Here is a 21,353-nt window from a genome sequence, read left to right on the forward strand (position 1 = left end):
GCTGTCGAGCAGATTCCAGCCCGCCGAGCCGCTACACTAGCGCGCTGGTTATCAAGGGGATGGATCCGTGCTGAAAGACCTGGGAATCAAAAGTCGCGTGCTGGTGCTGACGCTCCTGCCAGCGACCGTGCTGGCCGTGGTGCTGGGCATCTACTTTACCTGGATGCAGCTGTCGGAGATGCGCCACCAGCTCGACGAACGCGGCCAGTTGGTCGCCCAGCAGCTCGCCCCGCTGGCGGCGCCGGCCATGGCCCAGGGGTACAGCAAGCGGCTGCAGCGCATTCTCAATCAGGTGCTCGATCAACCCGACGTGCGCGCCGTGACCATCCTCGATACCGAGCGCAATGTGCTGGCCCACGCCGGGCCGAACATGATCACCCCCTCGCCACCAGCCGATCCGGAAGCCCTGACCCGCGTCAGCAGCGTCGACACCACGCGCATCCTGCTGCCCATTCTTGGCAAGCACCTGAACCTGGCGGCCGACAGCCTCGGCAACGACATGCGCCAGATCGGCTGGCTCGAACTCGAGCTGTCGCATCAAGGCACCTTGCTGCGTGGCTATCGCAGCCTCTTCACCAGCCTGTTGCTGATCGGCGCGGGGCTGATCATCACCGCGCTGCTGGCCCTGCGCATGAGCGGCGCCATCAGCCGGCCGCTGCACAAGATCAAGATGGCGGTGGCGCAGCTCAAGGAGGGCCACCTGGAGACGCGCCTGCCAGCGCTCGGCAGCCATGAGATGGACGAGCTGGCCGCCGGCATCAACCGCATGGCCGAGGCGCTGCTCAGTGCCCGAGAAGAGCTCCAGCAGAGCATCGACCAGGCCACCGAGGATGTGCAGCAGAACCTCGAGACCATCGAGATCCAGAACATCGAACTGGACCTGGCACGCAAGGAGGCCCTCGAGGCCAGCCGCATCAAGTCCGAGTTCCTGGCCAACATGAGCCACGAAATCCGTACGCCGCTCAATGGCATCCTCGGCTTCACCCATCTCTTGCAGAAGAGCGACCTCACGCCGCGGCAGCAGGATTACCTGTCAACCATCGAAAAGTCCGCCGACAGCCTGCTCGGAATCATCAACGAGATCCTCGACTTCTCCAAGATCGAGGCCGGCAAGCTGGTGCTCGACAGCATCCCGTTCAACCTGCGCGACCTGATCGAGGACACCCTCACCATCCTCGGCCCGGCGGCGCACTCCAAGCACCTCGAGCTGGTCAGCCTGGTCTACCGCGACACGCCGCTGTCGCTGGTCGGCGATCCGCTGCGGCTCAAGCAGGTGCTGACCAACCTGGTCAGCAATGCCATCAAGTTCACCAACGAGGGCACCATCGTCGTGCGCGCCATGGTCGAGGATGAGCGGGCCGACCGCGCGCAGTTGCGCATCAGCGTGCAGGACACCGGCATCGGGCTGACCGACCAGGACATGCGCTCGCTCTTCCAGGCGTTCAGCCAGGCGGACAACTCCCTGTCGCGCCAGCCGGGTGGGACCGGTCTCGGGCTGGTCATCTCCAAGCGGCTGATCGAGCAGATGGGCGGCGAGATCGGCGTCGACAGCATCCCTGACGAAGGCTCCGAATTCTGGATCAGCCTCAGCTTGCCGAAGGCGCGCGACGACATCGAGGACCAGCCCCGCGCGGTGCTGCTCGGTCGGCGAGTCGGTGTGCTGGAGCCGCATCCGCTGGCGCGCCAGGCGCTGCAGCATCAGCTCGAGGGGTGCGGTCTGGAGGTGCTCACCTTCGATACGCTCGACCAGTTGCAGGACGCCGTCGCCGCGGCGCGCACGAGCGAAACCCCGATCGAGATTGCCGTGCTGGGCGTGACCAGCCGCGAGATCGCCCCGCCGCAGCTCTGCCAGCGCCTGTGGGAATTCGAGGGGCTGGGCTGCAAGTGCATCGTGCTCTGCCCGACTACTGAGCAGGCGCATTACCACGAGGCCTTGCCCGAATCCCATACACACACCCAGCTGCAGGGCAAGCCGGCCTGCACGCGCAAGCTGCAACGCGTGCTCCTCGATCTGCTGCGCCCGGCGCAGGCGATTGTCGAGCACCCGCTGTTGCCGGAAAGCCGCCCGCCGCGGGTCCTCTGCGTCGATGACAACCCCGCCAACCTGTTGCTGCTCGAGACCCTGCTCAACGACATGGGCGGCGAGGCCGATGCGGTGAGTAGCGGCCGGGATGCCCTCGAAGCGGTCAAGCGCAAGGCTTATGACATGGTCTTCATGGACGTGCAGATGCCGGGCATGGACGGTCGCCAGACCACCGAGGCGATCCGCCAGTGGGAGGTCGACAGCGGCCAGCCGCCCTTGCCGATCATCGCGCTGACGGCGCATGCCCTGTCCAACGAGAAGCGCTCGCTGCTGCAGAGTGGCCTCGACGACTACCTGACCAAGCCGGTCAGCGAGCGGCAGCTGGCGCAGGTGGTGCTCAAGTGGACGGGGCTGCCCCTGGCGCGAAGCTTCCTGGCCGCGCCTGTCGAATCGCCCCCGCTGGAAAACAACCTCAAGGTGCTCGACGCCGAGGAAGGGTTGCGCCTGGCGGCTGGCAAGGCCGATCTTGCCGCGGACATGCTGAGCATGCTGCTGGCCTCGCTGGAGGACGACCGCCGCGCCATCCGCGATGCACGCCTGGCCGGCGACCAGCAGGGCATGATCGACCGCGTGCACCGACTGCATGGCGCCACGCGGTATTGTGGTGTGCCTCAGTTGCGCGCCGCCTGCGAGCGCAGCGAAACCCTGCTCAAGCAGAACCACCCCAGCGCCGCCCAGGCGCTCGACGAGCTGGATGGGGCCATCGAACGGCTCGAATACGAGGCGCGGGTGATCTAGACGGCACCCGCCCGGGTCGTCCTCGGGCGGGTCTCCCATTGAAGGCGAGCAGGCGTTTGTGGGCGCCACGCCCTCGCGGCGCCCGGTGCCATGGGCTGGCTAGTCGCCCATCACCACACCTTCCCGGCGCGGGTCGGCGCCACCGAACCAGCCGTCATCCGTGCGCTGGATCGCTTGCAGGCCGCTGGTCATCTCCATCTCGTTGACTTCGTGCCCGCGCACCTCCAGCGCGCGCGGCGTAGCCGGCGGGAAGCGTCCGGCCTCGAGCACGGTCGGGCCGTTGAAGCTGCCGAAGTTGGGCAGGTTGATAGCCCGCTGCGCATCCAGGCCCCAGCCGTACATGCCGAGCAGGGTCTTGGCGGTGAAATGGATGATCGCCGCACCGCCCGGCGAACCCACGCTCGCCAGCAGCTGCTCGCCAGCGGCGTCGAACACCAGCGTGGGGCTCATGCTCGAGCGCGGACGCTTGCCGGGTTCGACCCGGTTGGCGACCGGCCGACCCTCGCTGTCACGCGGCTCGAAGGCGAAATCGGTCAGCTCGTTGTTGAGCAGGTAACCGCCCGGCAGGCCGGTGCCGCCGTCGTTGAGCAGCCGTGCGCCGAAGGCTTGTTCGATGGTCGTGGTCATCGCCAGGGCGTTGCCGTCGGCATCGATGATGCTGATGTGGCTGGTCCCATATTCCGGTTGCTCGGGCTGGATGCCCAGCGCGACGGGCACCGGGCCCGGCTCGCCCGGCTCGGCGGTGCCCATGCTGCGCGGGCCGATCAGCCCGGCGCGTTGCCGTAGATATTCCGGCGCCAGCATGCTGTTCCAGGTGCGCCCGGGCACCGGCACGAAGTCCGGATCGGCGAGGTACTTGGCTCGGTCGGCATAGGCCAGCCGCGAGGCTTCGCTGTAGCGGTGCAGGAAGTCCACCGAGGGCACGCCCTGATCGAGGGCCGGTAGCGGACCGAGGTGTTCGAGGATGCCGAGGATCTGCATCTGGGTAATGTGCCCAGACGACGGCGGCGGAAAGCCGCAGACCTGATAGCTCGACTGCCACAGCGTGCAGATCGCGTCGCGCTGGCGCGGCTCGTAGCCTGTCAGATCGCTCAGCGCGATCCGCCCCGGATTGGTCGGATGTTCGTTCACCTGCTTGACCAGCGCATAGGCGTTCTTGCCCTCGTAGAAGGCGCGGCTGCCGCCCTCGGCGATGGCCTGCAGCAGCTCGGCCAGCGCCGGGTTGTGCAGCCGATGGCCGACAGGCCAGGGCGAGCCGTCCGGCTGGTAATAGAAAGCCGCAGCGGGCGGGTTGTCGCGCAGCGAGGGATCGGTCTGCAGCAGCGTATGCAGGCGGGGGCTGACGGCGAACCCTTCCCGCGCGAGCGTGATCGCGGGCTGCAACAGGTCTTTCCAGGGCAGTTTGCCGTACTGGCTGTGCGCTTTTTCGAGCATTTTCAGGGTGCCCGGCACGCCCACCGAGCGTCCGCCGACCACTGCTGTCTGGAACGCCATGGGCGTGCCGTCGGGCTCAAGGAACAGGGTTTCGTCGACCGCTGCGGGCGCGGTTTCGCGACCATCGAGCGCGACCAGTTCCTCACCATCCCAGTGCAGCAGGAAGGCGCCACCGCCAATCCCGCTCGACTGTGGCTCGACCAGGGTCAGCACCATCTGCACGGCGATGGCGGCATCCAGCGCACTACCGCCGGCCTTGAGCACGTCATAGCCGGCCTGGGTTGCCAGCGGGTTGGCCGCGGCTACCGCGAAGCGGTCGACGGCCCAGCCGGGTTTGGGTGTGTAGCCGCTGCTCGCCTCGGGCGCAGGGGGCGTGGTATCGGCCGGTTGTTCGCTATGGGTGCAGGCGCTGAGGCTGGCAAGAAGGACCGCGGGGACCAGTACGGCACGTCCATTGAGCATGCTGTGTTCCTTATCGGGGACGAAGTATCGGTTCTATAGACCTAGACGACAGACCTTCATCTGCCAAGACCGATCGAAACGCGGCGAAATAAAAATGCGTCTGTCGCCATCGCGTCGGGGCGCGCTCTGAGGGCCGCGCTTGGCCGTACATCCCTGCATAAGCCGCACCTATCCGAGCCGCCGAGCCGGGTAGGCGGTCTGCCCGAGTTCCCTGGTTGCCGGTATCATGGGCGCCTTTCCATGCCGTGCGGTACATCGAAGTCATGACCATTCAGTACCCGACCATTGCCGACTGCGTCGGCAATACCCCCCTGGTTCGTCTGCAGCGTCTGCCGGGCGAAACCAGCAACACGATTCTGCTGAAACTCGAAGGCAACAACCCTGCCGGCTCGGTGAAGGACCGGCCGGCCCTGTCGATGATCGCCCGTGCCGAGGCGCGCGGCGAGATCAAGCCCGGCGATACCCTGATCGAGGCCACCTCCGGCAACACCGGCATCGCCCTGGCGATGGCGGCGGCGATCAAGGGTTATCGTTTCATCCTGATCATGCCGGACAACTCCAGCGCCGAGCGCAAGGCGGCCATGACGGCCTACGGCGCCGAACTCATCCTGGTGAGCAAGGAAGAGGGCATGGAAGGCGCGCGTGACCTGGCGCTGCGCATGCAGGCCGAGGGGCGCGGCAAGGTGCTCGACCAGTTCGCCAACGGCGACAATCCCGAGGCGCACTACACCAGCACCGGGCCGGAGATCTGGCAGCAGACCGGCGGCACCATCACCCATTTCGTCAGCTCCATGGGCACCACCGGCACCATCATGGGTGTGTCGCGCTACCTCAAGGAACAGAACCCGGAGGTGCAGATCGTCGGTCTGCAACCCATGGAGGGTGCGGCCATCCCCGGTATCCGGCGCTGGCCGCAGGAGTACCTGCCGAAGATCTACCAGGCCGAGCGGGTCGATCGCATCGTCGACATGAGCCAAGCCGAGGCAGAAGAAGTGATGCGCCGCCTGGCACGCGAGGAAGGCATCTTCTGCGGCGTTTCGTCCGGCGGTGCCGTGGCAGGGGCGTTGCGCCTGTCGCAGGAACTGGAGAACGCGGTGATCGTGGCGATCATCTGTGACCGTGGCGACCGCTACCTGTCCACAGGTGTCTATGACCAGCCGCGCTGACCTCGGCACCCGCCAGCAGGGGGCACGCTGATGGCCCGGCGCACCAGCAGCCTGCGGTTCCAGCCCAGTGGCGGCGAACGCAAGGCGCCGATACCGACCGGCAAGAAGCAGCGGCTGGACATCCAGCGCCTGGCCAATGACGGCCGCGGCATCGCCTTCGTCGACGGCCGGACCTGGTTCGTCGAGGGTGCGCTGCCAGGCGAAAGCATCGAGGCGCGGGTGCTGGGCGCGCGCAGCCAGGTCGTCGAGGCGCGCACCGAACGGGTGCTCGCCGCCAGCGCGCTACGCCGCGAGGAGCCTTGCATTCATGCCCGCGTCTGCGGCGGCTGCACTCTCCAGCACCTGCCCGACGACGACCAGCTCGCCCTGAAACAGCGCAGTCTGGCCGAGCTGCTGTCGCGCCAGGCCGGAATCGAGCCGGCACAGTGGGCCGACCCGCTGAGCGGCCCGGCATTCGGTTACCGGCGCCGCGCCCGGCTGGCCGTGCGGTGGGACCAGAAAGCGAATCGTCTGGCGGTCGGCTTTCGCGCCAGCGCCAGCCAGGACATCGTCTCGATCCAGGAGTGTCATGTGCTGGTACGCCCCTTGCAGACGCTGCTGCCAGCGTTGCTGGCCGTGCTGCACGGGCTGAGCCGGCCGCAGGCGATCGGGCATGTGGAACTCTTCAGCGGCACCGCCGAGGCCGTAATGGTGCGGCACACCGCGCCGCTGGCGGATATCGATCTGAAAGCGTTTCAAGCCTTTGCCGATGCGCAGGGCGTACAGCTCTGGTTGCAGGGCGAGGGCGAGCCACAACCGACGGCAATGGGGGCAGCGCTGGGGTATCGTCTGCCGGCATGGGACCTGGAACTCGCCTGGCGACCTGGCGATTTCATTCAGGTCAATGCGCCGGTGAACGAGGCAATGGTGGCCCAGGCGCTGGACTGGTTGAAGCCGCAGCCGGGCGAGCGCGTGCTGGACCTGTTCTGTGGCCTGGGGAACTTTGCGTTGCCCCTGGCGCGGGTCGGGGCCGAGGTGGTCGGCGTGGAGGGCGTAGCGGACATGGTCGAGCGGGCACGCACCAATGCCGCGCACAACGGTCTGGAACATGCGCACTTTTACCAGGCGGACCTGTCGAAGCCGCTGCTCGAGGCCCGCTGGGCGAAGGGTGGTTTTCCGGCGGTGCTGCTGGACCCGCCGCGCGACGGGGCGTTCGAAGTCGTGAAACAGATCGAGACTTTAGGCGCAGCGCGTGTGGTCTATGTTTCGTGTAACCCTTCGACCCTGGCTCGTGACGCGGCGGAATTGATCCGCCAGGGTTACCGACTGGCGCGTGCGGGGGTGCTGGACATGTTTCCGCAGACCGCGCATGTCGAAGCCATGGCGCTGTTCGAGCGGCCCAGGTAGCGCAGTATTCTTGGCAGGCGACAGGCCTGCGGTTCAACCGACCGACTCCCAGAAAGTCGGCGTATTTGGCGCAGTCGATGCGCAGAGGGAAGGTAGAAAAGATGGTCCAGGTCAGAGCGCTTCAGCCGATCAACACCGACGGCAGTATCAACCTCGATGGCTGGCTCGATCACGTGCTGGGGATGGACCCGGCACTCGACCGCGATGCACTCAAGCAGGCCTGCGAATTCGCGCGCACGGCCGAGCAGCAGGCCAACGCGGCGCAGAACCTGTGGAGCGAGGGCACGTCCAGTTACCAGACGGGCCTGGAGATCGCCGAGATCCTTGCCGACCTCAAGCTCGACCAGGACAGCCTCGTCGCGGCGGTGATCTACCGTGGCGTGCGCGAGGGCAAGATCCAGCTCGCCGAGGTGCAGCAGCAGTTCGGGCCGGTGGTCGCCAAGCTGATCGAAGGCGTGCTGCGCATGGCCGCGATCAGCGCCAGTCTCAACCCGCGTGAATCCCTGGTGCTTGGCACCCAGACCCAGGTCGAGAACCTGCGCAAGATGCTGGTGGCGATGGTCGACGACGTGCGCGTCGCCCTGATCAAGCTGGCCGAGCGCACCTGCGCCATCCGTGCGGTGAAGCACGCCGATGACGACAAACGCCACCGCGTCGCGCGCGAGGTGTTCGACATTTACGCGCCGCTGGCCCATCGCCTGGGCATCGGCCATATCAAGTGGGAACTGGAAGACCTCTCCTTCCGCTACCTCGAACCCGAGCAGTACAAGCAGATCGCCCAATTGCTGCATGAGCGCCGCCTGGACCGTGAGCAGTACATCCAGAGCGTGGTCCAGCAGCTCAAGGACGAACTGAACGCCGCCGGCATCCATCCCGAGATCGACGGTCGCGCCAAGCACATCTATTCGATCTGGCGGAAGATGCAGAAGAAGGGCCTGCAGTTCAGCCAGATCTACGATGTGCGCGCGGTGCGGGTGCTGGTCCCGGAGATCCGCGACTGTTACACCGCGCTGGGGATCGTCCATACCCTGTGGCGGCACATCCCACGGGAGTTCGACGACTACATCGCCAACCCCAAGGAGAACGGCTATCGCTCGCTGCACACCGCCGTGCTCGGCCCTGAAGGCAAGGTGCTCGAGGTGCAGATCCGCACCCAGGCCATGCACGAGGAGGCCGAGTTGGGCGTGTGCGCGCACTGGCGATACAAGGGCACGGACGTCAACTCCAGCTCCAACCATTACGAGGAAAAGATCGCCTGGCTGCGTCAGGTGCTCGAGTGGCACGAAGAGTTGGGCGACATCGGCGGATTGGCCGACCAGCTGCGCGTCGACATCGAGCCGGATCGCGTCTACGTGTTCACACCCGACGGTCACGCCATTGACCTGCCGAAGGGCGCCACGCCGCTGGACTTCGCCTACCGGGTACACACCGAGATCGGTCACAACTGCCGTGGGGCCAAGGTCAATGGCCGCATCGTGCCGCTGAACTACAGCCTGCAGACCGGCGAGCAGGTGGAAATCATCACCAGCAAGCATGGCTCGCCGAGTCGTGACTGGCTCAACCCCAACCTCGGCTATATCACCACCTCGCGCTCGCGGGCCAAGATCGTCCACTGGTTCAAGCTGCAGGCCCGTGACCAGAACGTCGCCGCGGGCAAGGCGTTGCTCGAGCGCGAGCTGGGGCGCCTCGACCTGCCACCGGTGGACTTCGACAAGCTGGCCGAGAAGGCCAACCTCAAGACGGCCGAAGACATGTTCGCCGCGCTCGGGGCCGGCGACCTGCGCCTGTCGCAGCTGGTCAACCACGCGCAGCAACTGGTCGAGCCCGAAGACGGCGGCACCGACCAGCTCGAGCTGATCCCCAAGCGCCCGACCAGCACCAAGCCCGGCAAGCGCGGCGATGTGCAGATTCAGGGCGTCGGAAACCTGCTCACCCAGATGGCCGGCTGCTGCCAGCCGCTGCCGGGCGACCCGATCGTCGGCTATATCACCCTCGGGCGCGGGGTCAGCATCCATCGCCAGGACTGCGCTTCCGTGCTGCAGCTGGCCGGACGGGAGCCTGAGCGGATCATCCAGGTCAGCTGGGGGCCGATCCCCGAGAAGACCTACCCGGTGGATATCGTCATCAAGGCCTACGACCGCTCCGGCCTGTTGCGCGACGTGTCGCAGATCCTGCTCAACGAGCGGATCAATGTGCTGGCGGTGAACACCCGCTCCAACAAGGAAGACAGCACGGCACTGATGTCGCTGACCATTGAAATCCCTGGGCTCGGCGCGCTGGGCCGGTTGCTGGGGCGGATTTCGCAGCTGCCCAATATCATCGAGGCCAAGCGTCAGCGTGCTTCCTGACCTGCTGCGCTCGGCCATACGGCGTTGAAAGCCTGCTGAAAGATGCTTATTGGCAACAGCCAACTCCGCTTTTTCAGCAGGCTTTCGTCTTGTCTGGCCTTCGCTCGCGACGGTCAGGGTTCGCTTGACTTCGCATGGTAGATGTCGCCCTCACCTGTACTCGTACGAGTGCGATTCGCTCCACGCTTCAAGAGGATTTTGCATGTACCAGCTCCCCGACCTGCTGCACCTGATGGCCCGCCTGCGCGATCCGCAGCATGGCTGCCCCTGGGACCTGCAGCAGGACTACGCGAGTATCGTTCCGCATACGCTGGAGGAGGCCTACGAGGTGGCCGATGCCATCGAGCGCGGTGACTTCGACCATCTGCCCGGCGAGCTGGGCGATCTGTTGTTCCAGGTCGTCTACTACAGCCAACTGGCGAAGGAGGATGGCCGCTTCGACTTCGACACGGTGGTCGACGCCATCACCCGCAAGCTGGTGCGTCGCCATCCGCATGTCTTTCCTGACGGCGACCTGTACGGCTCGCCCGAATTGCCGCGGCTGGACGAGGTGCAGATCAAGCAGCGTTGGGAGGCCATCAAGGCCGAGGAGCGCGCCGAGAAGGCGGTGGCCCCCGAGCAGCTGTCGCTGTTGGACGACGTGCCCCATGCCTTGCCGGCACTGAGCCGGGCGGCGAAGTTGCAGAAGCGTGCCGCGCAAGTTGGCTTCGACTGGCCCGAAGCGCTGCCGGTGGTGGACAAGGTGCACGAGGAGCTGGGCGAGGTGCTCGAAGCCATGAGCACGGATGATCCGCAGGCCATTGCCGAGGAGCTGGGCGACCTGCTGTTCGTCACCGTCAATCTCGCTCGGCACTTGAAGATCGATCCCGAAGACGCCTTGCGCGCGGCCAACCGCAAGTTCGAGCGGCGCTTTCGCTTTATCGAGACGACCCTGCGCGCCCGTGGCCGACCGATCGAGCAGTGCGACCTCGCCGAGCTCGATGCGCTATGGGAAGAAGCCAAGAAGCAGCTGGAAGCTGGCCGCTAGACACAGCAAGTAAGCGGTCGCCCGGTGTGATGCAGCAGGCCACAGGCTTCCGGCTTCCGGCGCCAGCCGTTAAGCTCCACCCGTCTTCAAACCCGATATTACGAGCCGACACATGAGTCTTTCCCTTCGCGACCAGCTACTCAAAGCCGGGCTGGTCAATGAGAAGCAGGCCAAGCAGGCCGGCAAGCAGCAGCAGAAACAGCAGCGCCTGGTGAAAAAGGGGCAAGCCCAGAAGGACGACTCCCAGCGCGAGGCGGCGCTCAAGGCACAGGCGGAGAAGCAGGCCCGTGATCAGGAGCTGAACCGGCAGCAACAGGAAAAGGCCGAGCAGAAGGCCCGCGCCGCGCAGGTCAAGCAGCTCATCGAGGGCAGCCGTTTGCCCAAGCTGACCACCGAGGACTACTACAACTTCGTCGACGACAAGAAGGTCAAGCGCCTGTCGGTCAACAAACTCATGCGCGACAAGCTGTCCAGCGGCTCGCTGGCGATCGTCCGTCACGGTGGCGGCTATGAGGTGATCCCGCGAGAAGCTGCGCTGAAGATCCAGGAGCGTGATCCGCGGCGGATCGTCCAGCTCAATACGCCCACCGAAGCGCCGGACCCGGACGATCCCTACGCCGCGTATCAGATTCCCGACGACCTGATGTGGTGAGACTGGCCGTCTGCAGCCCGTCCGGGCGGCGGACGGACGTGGCGCTCCCTGTCGAGGCGTCGGTGATCGGCAGCATGCTCTGCCTGCGATTCGAATCCACGCGACCGTCAGGGCTGGCACCTATACGCTCAGCCGGTGGGAGGCCATCTCCCGACCCTTGGGGCCAGCTCGCTGGTGATCGCTGGCGAGCAGCTCCAGCGAGACGAGAGGCGGCCATGCCTCGATGCATGCCCGACGGAAGGCGGGATTTATGGCTGCCGCGCGGCCTCTACTGCTAGAGCCCGACAGGGCTTTCACCAGCAGGAGGACAGCACGATGGAAACCACCCGTTATTCGGATGAAATAGACACGCGAGCCCTTGAGGCCCAAGGCGTGCCCGGCGACCCGGAAGAGCCCGGCGTGCCGGATCTGCCCAGCGAGCCAGGCGAGCCCACCATCCCGGATCAGCCGCCGCCGGCGCCTGTCGCCTGATCAAGCACCCTGAGCACGCGCGAGCAGGTCGATGACCTGCTCGTCAGTGGTCTGTGTGAAATCCGCATAGTGGCAGCCCACGCCAATGAACGGTTCGGGCATTGCCAGGCAGACCAGTTCGTCGACCTCCGAACGTAACATCTCGATCACATCGCGCGGCCCCACCGGGACGGCCAGCACGATGTGCTCGGGTTTCGACTGCCTGAGCCCCTTGAGCGCCGCTCTGACCGTGGCACCGGTCGCCACGCCATCGTCTATCACGATCACGCAGCGATCGGTGATCACCGGCGCCGGGCGCTGGCCGCAATAGCGTTGCCGCCGGCGTTCCAGTTCGGCGAGTTGCCGCTGCATTTCCTCATCGAACCAGCCGGGCGGCGGCGCGATCTGGTTGAACAGTTCCTGGTTGATCACCCACTTCGGTTCGGCGCCGTCGATCACCGCACCCAGCGCCAGCTCCTCGTTGCCGGGCGCACCGATCTTGCGAACCAGCACCAGGTCCAGCGGTGCCGACAGACGGCGCGCCACTTCGTATGCAACCGGGACGCCGCCTCGCGGCAGCGCGAGCACGAGCGGTTGGCGATCGGCCAGGTGCAGCAGGGCTTCGGCCAGTTCCTGACCGGCATGGGGACGGTCACGGAAAAGCTGGATGTCAGGCATCAGGGCGCGCATGGCTCACTCTCCGAACGGGTAGGTATCCGGAACGCTCTCGTGGTCGACTTGCCGAGGCCCGATCGGGGTCACGGCAGTGGTCTGTTCGAGCCAGAGCAGGGCGTCGAACTGTTCCGACAGTATGGCTTGGAAATAGTGGCTCTGGCGTTCGGTGGCCGGACGGTAGATCACGCCGATGGCACGCTCCAGACGCGGTTGTGCCAAGGCCTCGCGCAGCGCGGCGTCGTCGCGCCAGCTCGTCAAGGAAGCCGCCAGGCCCGCCCTGAGGAACAGCTGCTCCCAACTGTCGTCGCGGGACGGACGGACCTGCTTGATCTGCATCGGCTCGTCCCAGTTGTCCGCGGCAGCCACTTCGCCCCGATCGGTGCCCATGCCGATCAGCACCGCCTCGCGCCCATAGGCGGTGCGGCAAAGCTCGCCGATGTTGAACTCGCCGCCCCAGCCCATCGAGGTGGCTGCCGCGTTGCCGATGTGCGAGTTGTGCGCCCAGACCACTGCCTTGGCGTCATCGCCCCGGTGCGCCAGAAGCGCGCGGAGGGTATCGAACATGTGTCGGTCCCGTAGATTCCAGGATTCTGTCGAACCTCGGTACATCGCCCGGTAGTACTGCTCGGCGGCGAGCACGACGCGTGCGTTCTGCTCGGCATCGAAGAAGTGTTCGCCGTCCTTCTCCAGGTAGCCCAGACGCTGGTCGAGCAATGCACGCAGTTGCTCGACCACCGCCTCCTCGCAGGAGGGCTCGCCGCGCATGACGTTGTGACCGTAGATTGCCGGCTCCTCCTGCCAGGGGCTCAGGCAGCCATAACGCTGGCGCGCGGCCTGCGCGGCGGCTGGGTCGACCTGATCGAGATAGGCCAGTACTTCGCGGATCGAGGTGCCCAGGCTGTAGACGTCCAGGCCGCGGAATTCGACGCGCTGCTCTGGCGCCTGCGAGGCATTGTGCGTGCGCAGCCAGCCGGCGAAGTCTGCAACGTCCCGGTTGCGCCACATCCAGGTGGGGAAGCGGCGGAAGCCCCGCTCGAGCCAGTCGGCAGGCTGCTGGTGGCGCACATAGCGGTCTATCATGGCCGCGTCCGGCCAGTCCGCTTCGGCGGCGACGATGGTGAAACCATGCCGCTCGATCAGCCGGCGCGTGATGGCGGCACGCGCGCGGTAGAACTCGGAGGTACCGTGGCTGGCCTCACCGATGAGCACCACCCGTGCATCAGCGAATCGGTCGAAGGCGTCGGCGAACGAAGGATCGTCGATGGGCGGCAACGGGACGGCTTTCTGCTGTAGCAGGGTGATCAGTTGCTCCTCGGAGCGTTGCGGTGCGCGCGTGCGGGTGAGCGGCATGACGTCATCTCCTCTGGCCTTCCTACCGATGACCGGCGTCTCACGAGGCTGTTCAGACCATTCGGCGGCTCATCCGCTGCCCAGCGGAGCGGCAGAACTGAACATCTGCAGCTAGCCTCTAAAGCAAGGCAACGCCATTTCGGCACGCCATTGCTGCCGAAGGCGCTTTTGATAAGGGGGTAGCCATGACGACCTGGATCATTGCGTACAGCAAGGACGGCAACACATCCATTCTCAGGACCGAGTCCGATCACCAACCGGATATAGACGAGGCCGTCGAACTGGTGATGCGCAAGGCGGAAGAACAGTTTGGCGACCAGGAGGATGCCTATGAGCACGATCCGGATGTCGAGGAAACACCCGCCACCCGGCTGGCTGAACGTTTCGGTATCACTGTGACCGGAATCAGCCAGGCCTGATCATCGCTCACGCCACCTGCCACACACACCCATCCCCAACCACGAACAGACGCCGGCCCGGGTCGGCGTCGATGTCCATCATTCCGGTGAAGTTGCCGAAGGCCGGCAGCACGCTGACCTGCGGGCCGATGCAGAAGCAGGGCAAGCGCAAGCGCTGACGGCCACGACCACGCAGGCAGAAGGCGGGATGCAGATGGCCGGCCAGGACGTGATGGGTGGGATGAGGATGAGGCTCGTGCTGCAGCGCGAACGGGCCGAGCAGCAGTGGCTCGGTGACCACCTCCATGCCCAGGCTGGCGGGCGGATCCCCCGCGCGTCGGTCATGGTTGCCGCGCACGAGTGTGATGCGCAGGGCCGGGTGCGACTCGCGCCAGGCGAGCAGCGGCGCGAACGTCGCCGGAGACTGCGATTCCGGCGCATGCAGGAAATCGCCTAGAAAGATCAACCGGTCGCAGGGATAACGGGCCAGCAAGGTGTCGAGCTGCTGAAGGTTCGCCTGGGTCGTGCCGTGCGGTACCGGCTGACCGAGCCGCCGATAGGCCGAGGCTTTGCCGAAGTGGATGTCCGCGACCAGCAACGCTCGCTGCGCCGGCCAATAGATGGCCTTCTCGGCGAGGAGCCACAGTTCTGTCTGGTGCAGGTCGATGGGTAGGGCAGGGGACATGGTGGGCAGTGTATCCGCGTTCGCCCGCCTGCCCAATCCGCCCGAGCGCGAGCGCCTGTGAGTGGTCTTCTGCGCTCGCGTGCGTTTGGATTTACGCCACAGGCTCGCTCCAGGGGGCGGCGCGACCGACAAACGGGGGACGGTTCGCTGCCGGTAAGCGCCTTGCGTCGGGTAATGGCCGCTAGCGGCTGGGTTTTTTCCGTCGCGGGGTGCCGTCCTTGGTTTCGCGGGGCTTGCGCGGCGTTCGGGTTTCGCGTTCCACGGCGATCTCGGCAACGCCCTCTGGCTGGTAGCCGCCGGGACCGGCAGCCTTGTCCAGCTCCGCCACCATGCGGCGGATGCGGTCGGCGAGCTTCTCCGAGGTCATGCTTTCGCGAAAGCGCTCGACCATCAGCGGAAAGGCCAGCGGGGTCGCGCGCCGCACCTGATGGACGTCCAGACGGCGCTGTTGCAGGCGTTGCAACGTCTGCTGCAAGCGCTCGACTTCCAGCTCCTGGCGCAGCACCTCTTCCTCGGCCTGGGTCAGCAGCAGATTGCCCGGATCGTATTGGCGGAACACATCGAAGAACAGGCCGCTGGAGGCCTGCAGCTGGCGCGCGCTCTTCTGCGCGCCCGGATAGCCAGAGAACACCAGCCCGGCGATGCGTGCGATCTCGCGAAAACGGCGACGCGCCAGCTCACTGGCATTGAGGCTGGCGAGCACGTCGTGCAGCAGGTCGTTTTCGCTGAAGAGCTCCGGCGTCAACCAGTGCAGCCAGTCCACCTCGGTGGCCGAAAGCAGTTCGAAGCCATAGTCGTTGACCGCGATGGAGAAGGTCAGCGGTCGATGCCTGGCCATGCGCCAGGCCAGCAGACTGGCGAGGCCCAGGTGCACATGGCGCCCGGCGAAGGGGTAGAGGAAAAGGTGCCAGCCTTCGCGGGACTTCATCACCTCGGCCAGCAAGGTGGTCTTGGTGGGCAGCGCCGACCAGTCCATCTGGACGCGAAGCAGCGGTTCGACCAGACGCATTTCGGGCGTGCTGAACTGCTCGCGCGAGGCAGCCCCGAGCTGCTCGACCACGGCATCGGCCAGCTCGCTGGATAGCGGCATGCGCCCGCCGTTCCAGCGCGGCACGGCAGCCTTCTTGCCCGTCGCGCGGCTGACGTAGGCGGTCATGTTCTCGACCCGCACCAGCTCCAGCAGGCGACCGCCGAAGAGGAAGTTGTCGCCGGGGCGCAGGCGCGCGATGAAGCCTTCCTCGATGCTGCCCAGCGAACGCCCGCTGCCGCCCTTGGCCCAGAACTTCACCGTCAGGCTGGCGTCGCTGACGATGGTGCCGATGCTCATGCGATGGCGCAGCGCCACGCGGCGACTGGGCACTTTCCAGAGGCCGGTTTCATCCGGCTCGACCCGTTGATAGTCGGGGTAGGCCGTCAGAGAATGCCCGCCATGGCGGACGAAGGCCAGCGCCCATTGCCAGTGCTCGTCGGTCAGCTCCCGGTAGGACCAGGCCTGGCGCACCTCGGCGAATAGCTCATCCGGGCGGAAGCCGCCGCCCAGGGCCATGCTCACCAGGTGCTGCACCAGCACGTCCAGCGGGCGATGCGGTGCGCTGCGGGCCTCGATGCGACGCTCGGCGATGGCCACCTGGGCGGCCGCGGCTTCCACTACCTCCACGCTGTGGGTCGGCACCAGGGTGACTCGTGAGGTTCGCCCCGGCGCGTGTCCGGAGCGTCCGGCGCGCTGCATCAGCCGCGCCACGCCCTTGGGCGAGCCGATCTGCAACACCCGCTCGACCGGGAGGAAGTCCACGCCCAGATCCAGGCTGGAGGTGCAGACCACGGCCTTGAGCGCGCCCTGCTTGAGGCCCAGTTCGACCCAGTCGCGCACCTCGCGCGCCAGCGAGCCGTGGTGCAGGGCAATCAGTCCGGCCCAGTCCGGCCGCGCCTCCAGCAGCGCCTGATACCAGATTTCCGACTGCGAACGGGTATTGGTGAACACCAGGGTGGTCGCGGCGGAGTCGATCTCTTCGAGTACCTGCGGCAGCATGCGCAGGCCGAGATGACCGGCCCAGGGGAAGCGCTCGATGCTCGGCGGCAGCAGGGTGTCTACGCGCAGGTCCTTGTCCACCTTGCCCTGCACCAGCCTGCCGCTGCCGGGGTGCAGCAGCACGTCCAGCGCGTGGGGCTGGTTGCCGAGGGTGGCGGAAAGGCCCCAAACGATCAGCTCCGGCACCCACTGACGCAGGCGCGCCAGTGCCAGTTGCAGTTGCACGCCGCGCTTGTTGCCCAGCAGCTCGTGCCATTCGTCCACCACCAGCATGCGCAAACCGGCGAAGGCCTGGCGCGCATCGGCGCGGGTCAGCAGCAGGGTCAGGCTTTCCGGCGTGGTGACTAGCGCGCTGGGCAGACGCCGTCCCTGCCGCGCACGTTCGGCACCGCTGGTATCGCCGGTGCGCAGGCCGATGCTCCAGCCGATGCCGAGGTCGTCCAGCGGCGCCTGCAGGGCGCGGGCGGTGTCGGCGGCCAAGGCGCGCATCGGGGTGATCCAGAGCACCGTCAAAGGCGCCGGCTTGTCCGTCGCGGTGGGAGAGGGTGCCTTGGTCGCAAAGCGATTCAGGGCTCCGAGCCAGACGGCGTAGGTCTTGCCGGAGCCGGTGGTGGCGTGCAAAAGCCCTGATTCGCCATCGCCTATCGCTTGCCAGACCTCCTGCTGGAACGGGAAGGGATGCCAGGCACGGCTGGAAAACCAGCCCTCAGCGAGGCTCTCGGCCCCGTCCCTCACCCCCAGCTCCTCTCCCGGACGTAGAGGAGGGCGATCGTGTGGCTCCCCGGCATCTTCGTCTGGCAAGGCTCCGCTCTTGCGCCCTCTCCTTTTGGGAGAGGGCCGGGGTGAGGGTTGACTCACCTCGGCGCTGTCAGCCGTTTCCCTCACCCCCAGCCGCTCTCCCGCAGGGAGAGGGGCGTGATCGTGTGGCTGCTCGGCATTCTTGCTTGGCACGACTCCGCTCTTGCTCCCTCTCCCTCTGGGAGAGGGTTGGGGTGAGGGCTGAGCGGGTGCGGGGTGCCTTGGTTTCATCCCAGCAGTTCCTTCAGCGTCTCCAGCGTATCGGCTTCCTCCACCGGCTTGTCGAGGCGCCAGCGCAGCATGCGTGGGAAGCGCACGGCGATGCCGCTCTTGTGGCGGCTGCTGGCGGCGATGCCTTCGAAGCCGAGTTCGAACACCAGTGTCGGCGTGACGCTGCGCACCGGGCCGAACTTCTCCACGGTGGTCTTGCGCACGATGGCGTCGACCTTGCGCATTTCCTCGTCGGTGAGACCGGAATAGGCCTTGGCGAAGGGGACGAGCTTGCGCTCCGGGTCACCCGGCTCGCCGTCCCAGACGGCAAAGGTGTAGTCGGTGTAGAGGCTGGCGCGGCGGCCATGACCGCGCTGGGCATAGATCAGCACGGCATCGACGGAGTAGGGGTCGATCTTCCATTTCCACCAGACGCCGACGTCCTTGGTCCGGCCGACGCCGTACTGCGCGGCCCGCGCCTTGATCATCATGCCTTCCACGCCCAGCGCGCGTGAGGCTTCGCGCTGGCGGGCCAGGTCTTGCCAATCCGCTCCGCTTACCAGTGGTGAAAGCATCAGCTGCGGGCTCGGGCATTGGCCCACGACCGCCTCGAGCTGCTGGCGGCGTTCGCGGTGCTCGCGCTGCCGCCAGTCGTCGCCCTGCCATTCCAGCAGGTCGTAGGCGAGCACTGCCACCGGCGCATCCTGCAGCACCTTGGCGGTCAGGTTCTTGCGGCCGATGCGCTGTTGCAGCAGGGCGAAGGGCTGCACGCCGAAGGCACCGGCGCTGGGCTCGCCGGTGCTGGCGGCGTCGAACAGCTCGCCGGCGGGAGTCTCCGGGTCATGCTTCCAGACCAGGATCTCGCCATCGATCACCGTGCCGTCGGGCAGGCAGCGGGCCAGTTCGCACAGCTCGGGAAAACGCTCGCTGACCAGCTCCTCACCGCGCGACCAGACCCAGATCTGCCCGTCGCGCTTGACCAGCTGGGCGCGGATGCCGTCCCACTTCCATTCGATGAACCAGTTGTCCGGCGCGCCAAGCAGGGTGTCGAACTCTTCGGCCGGCGCCTGCAACGGATGGGCGAGAAAGAACGGATAGGGCTGGCCCCCACGCTGGGCGTGCTCATGTTCGGATTCTTCGGCGATCAGCGCGCGATAGCCCTCGGCGCTGGGTCGATGGGACAGGTCGGTGTAGCCCACCAGGCGCTGCGCGACGCGCTTGGGGTCGAGATCGACCAGCGAGGCCAGCGCGCGGGTGACCAGCAGCTTCGACACGCCGACGCGAAAGGCGCCGGTGATCAGCTTGATGCAGACCATCAGGCTCAGCCGATCCAGCTGTGCCCAGAGTGCGGGCAATCGCTCAGCCAATTCTTCCGGCGGCACACCGCGCAAGGGCAACAGTTTGTCCTGCATCCACACGGCGAGCCCGTCCTCGGAGCTGTGTTCGGCCTCGGGCATCAGCAGCGAGATGGTCTCGGCCATGTCGCCGACCGCCTGGTAGCTTTCCTCGAACAGCCATTCCGGCAGGCCGGATGCCTGCATGGCGGTTTCGCGCAGGACGCGGGTCGGGACCAGCTGGCGCGGGCGGCCGCCGGCGAGGAAGTAGACCGCCCAGGCAGCGTCGGCCGGATCGGCCTCGCGAAAGTAGTCGCGCATGGCCGCGAGCTTGGCGTTGCTCGACGTGGTGGCGTCCAGGCGGCTGTAGAGCGTGGCGAAGGCTTTCATGCGGCGCCTCCGCTTCGGCGGTCGCCGCGGCGCAGGCGGGCGGCGTGGCCTTCGATCATGCGGCGCCCTCCGTCGCGGTATCGTCCTCTTCGCCGTATTCGGTGGCGAAGGCCTGGGCATCGAGGCCGCGCATTTCGCGCAGGTAGCGCACCAACACCGCAACGGAGCCGTGGGTGACCATCACCCGTTCGGCACCGGTCTGCTCGATGGCCCAGAGCAGGCCTGGCCAGTCGGCATGGTCGGAAAGCACGAAGCCGCGGTCGACGCCGCGGCGACGGCGGGTGCCGCGCAGCATCATCCAGCCGCTGGCGAAGGCGTCGGCGTAGTCACCGAAGCGGCGCATCCAGGTGCTGCCGCCAGCCGAGGGCGGGGCGAGAATGATGGCCTGCTTCAGGCGCGGATCACCCTTCTTCAGGTCACCGGCATACACCGTCGGCGGCAGGTGGATGCCCCCCTCGCGATAGACCTTGTTCAGCGGCTCTACCGCGCCATGCACGACGATGGTGCCGATGCTTTCATCAAGGCCGTGAAGGATGCGCTGCGCCTTGCCGAAGGCATAGCAGAACAGCACCGAGGCACGTCCGGCCGCGGCGTTGGCGCGCCACCAGTCATTGATCTCGCGGAAGACCTCGGTTTGCGCCGGCCACTTGTAGATCGGCAGGCCGAAGGTCGATTCGGTGATGAAGGTATGGCAGCGCACCGGCTCGAACGGCGCGCAGGTGCCGTCCGGCTCGACCTTGTAGTCGCCCGAGGCGACCCAGACTTCGCCCTTGTATTCCAGGCGCACCTGGGCCGAGCCGAGTACATGACCAGCGGGATGGAAGCTGAGCTTTACGCCGTGATGCTCGATGGATTCGCCATAGGCTAGCGTCTGCAGCGGCATGTCGGCGGCGATGCGCGAGCGCAGGATGCCTTCGCTGTCGCTGGAAGCCAGGTAATGCCCCATGCCCCAGCGCGCGTGGTCGCCATGGGCATGGGTGATGACGGCGCGGTCGACCGGCCGCCAGGGGTCGATATAGAAATCACCGGGCGGGCAATACAGCCCTTCGGGGCGGGCAACGACAAGGTCCATGACTACAGGCACGTTGAGGGCTTGTAGGGTTGGAGCGCATCGGCCGCCATGGAGTTCGGGTGTGTGGCGCCGGACGCGGTCAGTCCACCAGTTTCAGGTGTGAGGTGTCAGGGACGGGCGCATCGGTGGCGCGGCGACGTTCGCTCATGTCGCTGCCAACCGGAGCCAGGCTGAACTGCGAGAGGTCGACCTTGGGCGGCTGCGCGACCGGACGGGCGTCCTGCAGGTCGGCGCCAACCGGTGCGATGCCGAAGTCCGGCGCTTCGACATCCACAAAGGCAGCCATGTATTCGTCACGGGGTGTCACGTTCAGCGGCCCCGGCCTGGTCTGCGAAGACGCTGCCGAAGGGCCGGGCGGTGCGGGTTCGCTGGGCGGAGGCGCCAGCTCGATCTCCTCCACCTCGACCGGCATCGGTCGAACCTCTGCAACGGCGCCGGCGCGAGCCATGGCTTGACGGTATTTTTCGACGCTGGCGTGGTCGAGATCCTGCTTGATCACCACCCGACGTCCGGAAAAGAGCGCGGCGATGCGCTGGGCGTCGGCCTGGAACAGCCTGGCCAGGTTGGCCTCGACCTGTTCGAGCGTAGCGCCAGGAGCCAGCTCGCCGGAGAATGCGATTTCGTAGCGACTCATCTGTATACCCTGCCTCTGGCCCGTAGCGATGT

General features: G+C 66.6%; 16 protein-coding genes. 8 read left to right on the plus strand and 8 right to left on the minus strand.

What is annotated here, in order from left to right:
* Positions 1-67 precede the first annotated feature (67 nt).
* Complete coding sequence (locus MST27_RS13040; RefSeq protein ID WP_243606380.1) at positions 68-2,821, plus strand: response regulator; 2,754 nt, start codon at positions 68-70, stop codon at positions 2,819-2,821.
* Positions 2,822-2,920: 99 nt separating this feature from the next.
* On the opposite strand, the gene MST27_RS13045 is transcribed toward MST27_RS13040, so the two are convergent.
* A complete protein-coding gene (locus tag MST27_RS13045) occupies positions 2,921-4,717 on the minus strand; it encodes a gamma-glutamyltransferase family protein (RefSeq protein ID WP_243606381.1) in 1,797 nt (598 codons plus the stop codon).
* A 263-nt stretch (positions 4,718-4,980) separates the two neighbouring features.
* Between MST27_RS13045 and cysM the strand changes: the two genes are divergently transcribed.
* The 6 genes from cysM to MST27_RS13075 all read left to right on the plus strand — a co-directional run bounded on the left by cysM (position 4,981) and on the right by MST27_RS13075 (position 11,767).
* Complete coding sequence (cysM, locus tag MST27_RS13050) at positions 4,981-5,883, plus strand: cysteine synthase CysM (protein ID WP_243606382.1); 903 nt, start codon at positions 4,981-4,983, stop codon at positions 5,881-5,883.
* Between the two features lie 30 nt (positions 5,884-5,913).
* Positions 5,914-7,269 (plus strand): 23S rRNA (uracil(1939)-C(5))-methyltransferase RlmD, encoded by a 1,356-nt coding sequence (rlmD, locus tag MST27_RS13055; RefSeq protein ID WP_243606383.1) that lies wholly within the window; start codon positions 5,914-5,916, stop codon positions 7,267-7,269.
* 101 nt (positions 7,270-7,370) lie between these two features.
* Entirely contained in the window at positions 7,371-9,617 is a 2,247-nt protein-coding gene (relA, locus tag MST27_RS13060; protein ID WP_243606384.1) for a GTP diphosphokinase, read from the plus strand.
* 202 nt (positions 9,618-9,819) lie between these two features.
* Positions 9,820-10,644, plus strand: coding sequence for a nucleoside triphosphate pyrophosphohydrolase (gene mazG, locus MST27_RS13065; RefSeq protein ID WP_243606385.1), 825 nt, complete (start codon positions 9,820-9,822; stop codon positions 10,642-10,644).
* A 112-nt stretch (positions 10,645-10,756) separates the two neighbouring features.
* Positions 10,757-11,296 (plus strand): DUF2058 domain-containing protein, encoded by a 540-nt coding sequence (locus MST27_RS13070; protein ID WP_243606386.1) that lies wholly within the window; start codon positions 10,757-10,759, stop codon positions 11,294-11,296.
* Between the two features lie 315 nt (positions 11,297-11,611).
* Complete coding sequence (locus MST27_RS13075) at positions 11,612-11,767, plus strand: hypothetical protein (protein ID WP_243606387.1); 156 nt, start codon at positions 11,612-11,614, stop codon at positions 11,765-11,767.
* On the opposite strand, the gene MST27_RS13080 is transcribed toward MST27_RS13075, so the two are convergent.
* Positions 11,768-12,436 (minus strand): phosphoribosyltransferase, encoded by a 669-nt coding sequence (locus MST27_RS13080; RefSeq protein ID WP_243606388.1) that lies wholly within the window; start codon positions 12,434-12,436, stop codon positions 11,768-11,770. It lies immediately after the preceding gene.
* A 3-nt stretch (positions 12,437-12,439) separates the two neighbouring features.
* Positions 12,440-13,771, minus strand: coding sequence for an erythromycin esterase family protein (locus MST27_RS13085; protein WP_243606389.1), 1,332 nt, complete (start codon positions 13,769-13,771; stop codon positions 12,440-12,442).
* A 185-nt stretch (positions 13,772-13,956) separates the two neighbouring features.
* Between MST27_RS13085 and MST27_RS13090 the strand changes: the two genes are divergently transcribed.
* The gene (locus MST27_RS13090) at positions 13,957-14,190 is read left to right on the plus strand and encodes a hypothetical protein (protein WP_243606390.1); all 234 of its coding nucleotides are present in this window, start codon (positions 13,957-13,959) and stop codon (positions 14,188-14,190) included.
* Positions 14,191-14,197: 7 nt separating this feature from the next.
* Here the strand turns inward: MST27_RS13090 and pdeM are convergent, their stop codons facing one another.
* From pdeM to MST27_RS13115, 5 genes are all read right to left on the minus strand, one after another.
* A complete protein-coding gene (gene pdeM, locus MST27_RS13095; RefSeq protein WP_243606391.1) occupies positions 14,198-14,854 on the minus strand; it encodes a ligase-associated DNA damage response endonuclease PdeM in 657 nt (218 codons plus the stop codon).
* A 181-nt stretch (positions 14,855-15,035) separates the two neighbouring features.
* The gene (locus MST27_RS13100) at positions 15,036-17,618 is read right to left on the minus strand and encodes a ligase-associated DNA damage response DEXH box helicase (RefSeq protein WP_243606392.1); all 2,583 of its coding nucleotides are present in this window, start codon (positions 17,616-17,618) and stop codon (positions 15,036-15,038) included.
* A 290-nt stretch (positions 17,619-17,908) separates the two neighbouring features.
* The gene (locus MST27_RS13105; protein WP_243606393.1) at positions 17,909-19,615 is read right to left on the minus strand and encodes an ATP-dependent DNA ligase; all 1,707 of its coding nucleotides are present in this window, start codon (positions 19,613-19,615) and stop codon (positions 17,909-17,911) included.
* Between the two features lie 55 nt (positions 19,616-19,670).
* Entirely contained in the window at positions 19,671-20,687 is a 1,017-nt protein-coding gene (locus MST27_RS13110; protein WP_161611617.1) for a ligase-associated DNA damage response exonuclease, read from the minus strand.
* 79 nt (positions 20,688-20,766) lie between these two features.
* Positions 20,767-21,321: a hypothetical protein gene (locus tag MST27_RS13115; RefSeq protein WP_243606394.1), complete on the minus strand. Its 555-nt coding sequence runs from the start codon at positions 21,319-21,321 to the stop codon at positions 20,767-20,769.
* Positions 21,322-21,353 lie beyond the last annotated feature (32 nt).

The organism is Stutzerimonas marianensis (assembly GCF_022810315.1).
Classification (GTDB): Bacteria; Pseudomonadota; Gammaproteobacteria; order Pseudomonadales; family Pseudomonadaceae; genus Stutzerimonas; species Stutzerimonas marianensis.

Bases quoted from the DNA above. Each gene is read 5' to 3' on its own strand.
- MST27_RS13045 (WP_243606381.1), bottom strand. From the start codon at position 4,717: ATGCTCAATGGACGTGCCGTACTGGTCCCCGCGGTCCTTCTTGCCAGC.
- cysM (WP_243606382.1), top strand. From the start codon at position 4,981: ATGACCATTCAGTACCCGACCATTGCCGACTGCGTCGGCAATACCCCC.
- rlmD (WP_243606383.1), top strand. From the start codon at position 5,914: ATGGCCCGGCGCACCAGCAGCCTGCGGTTCCAGCCCAGTGGCGGCGAA.
- relA (WP_243606384.1), top strand. From the start codon at position 7,371: ATGGTCCAGGTCAGAGCGCTTCAGCCGATCAACACCGACGGCAGTATC.
- mazG (WP_243606385.1), top strand. From the start codon at position 9,820: ATGTACCAGCTCCCCGACCTGCTGCACCTGATGGCCCGCCTGCGCGAT.
- MST27_RS13070 (WP_243606386.1), top strand. From the start codon at position 10,757: ATGAGTCTTTCCCTTCGCGACCAGCTACTCAAAGCCGGGCTGGTCAAT.
- MST27_RS13075 (WP_243606387.1), top strand. From the start codon at position 11,612: ATGGAAACCACCCGTTATTCGGATGAAATAGACACGCGAGCCCTTGAG.
- MST27_RS13080 (WP_243606388.1), bottom strand. From the start codon at position 12,436: ATGCGCGCCCTGATGCCTGACATCCAGCTTTTCCGTGACCGTCCCCAT.
- MST27_RS13085 (WP_243606389.1), bottom strand. From the start codon at position 13,771: ATGCCGCTCACCCGCACGCGCGCACCGCAACGCTCCGAGGAGCAACTG.
- MST27_RS13090 (WP_243606390.1), top strand. From the start codon at position 13,957: ATGACGACCTGGATCATTGCGTACAGCAAGGACGGCAACACATCCATT.
- pdeM (WP_243606391.1), bottom strand. From the start codon at position 14,854: ATGTCCCCTGCCCTACCCATCGACCTGCACCAGACAGAACTGTGGCTC.
- MST27_RS13105 (WP_243606393.1), bottom strand. From the start codon at position 19,615: ATGAAAGCCTTCGCCACGCTCTACAGCCGCCTGGACGCCACCACGTCG.
- MST27_RS13110 (WP_161611617.1), bottom strand. From the start codon at position 20,687: ATGGACCTTGTCGTTGCCCGCCCCGAAGGGCTGTATTGCCCGCCCGGT.
- MST27_RS13115 (WP_243606394.1), bottom strand. From the start codon at position 21,321: ATGAGTCGCTACGAAATCGCATTCTCCGGCGAGCTGGCTCCTGGCGCT.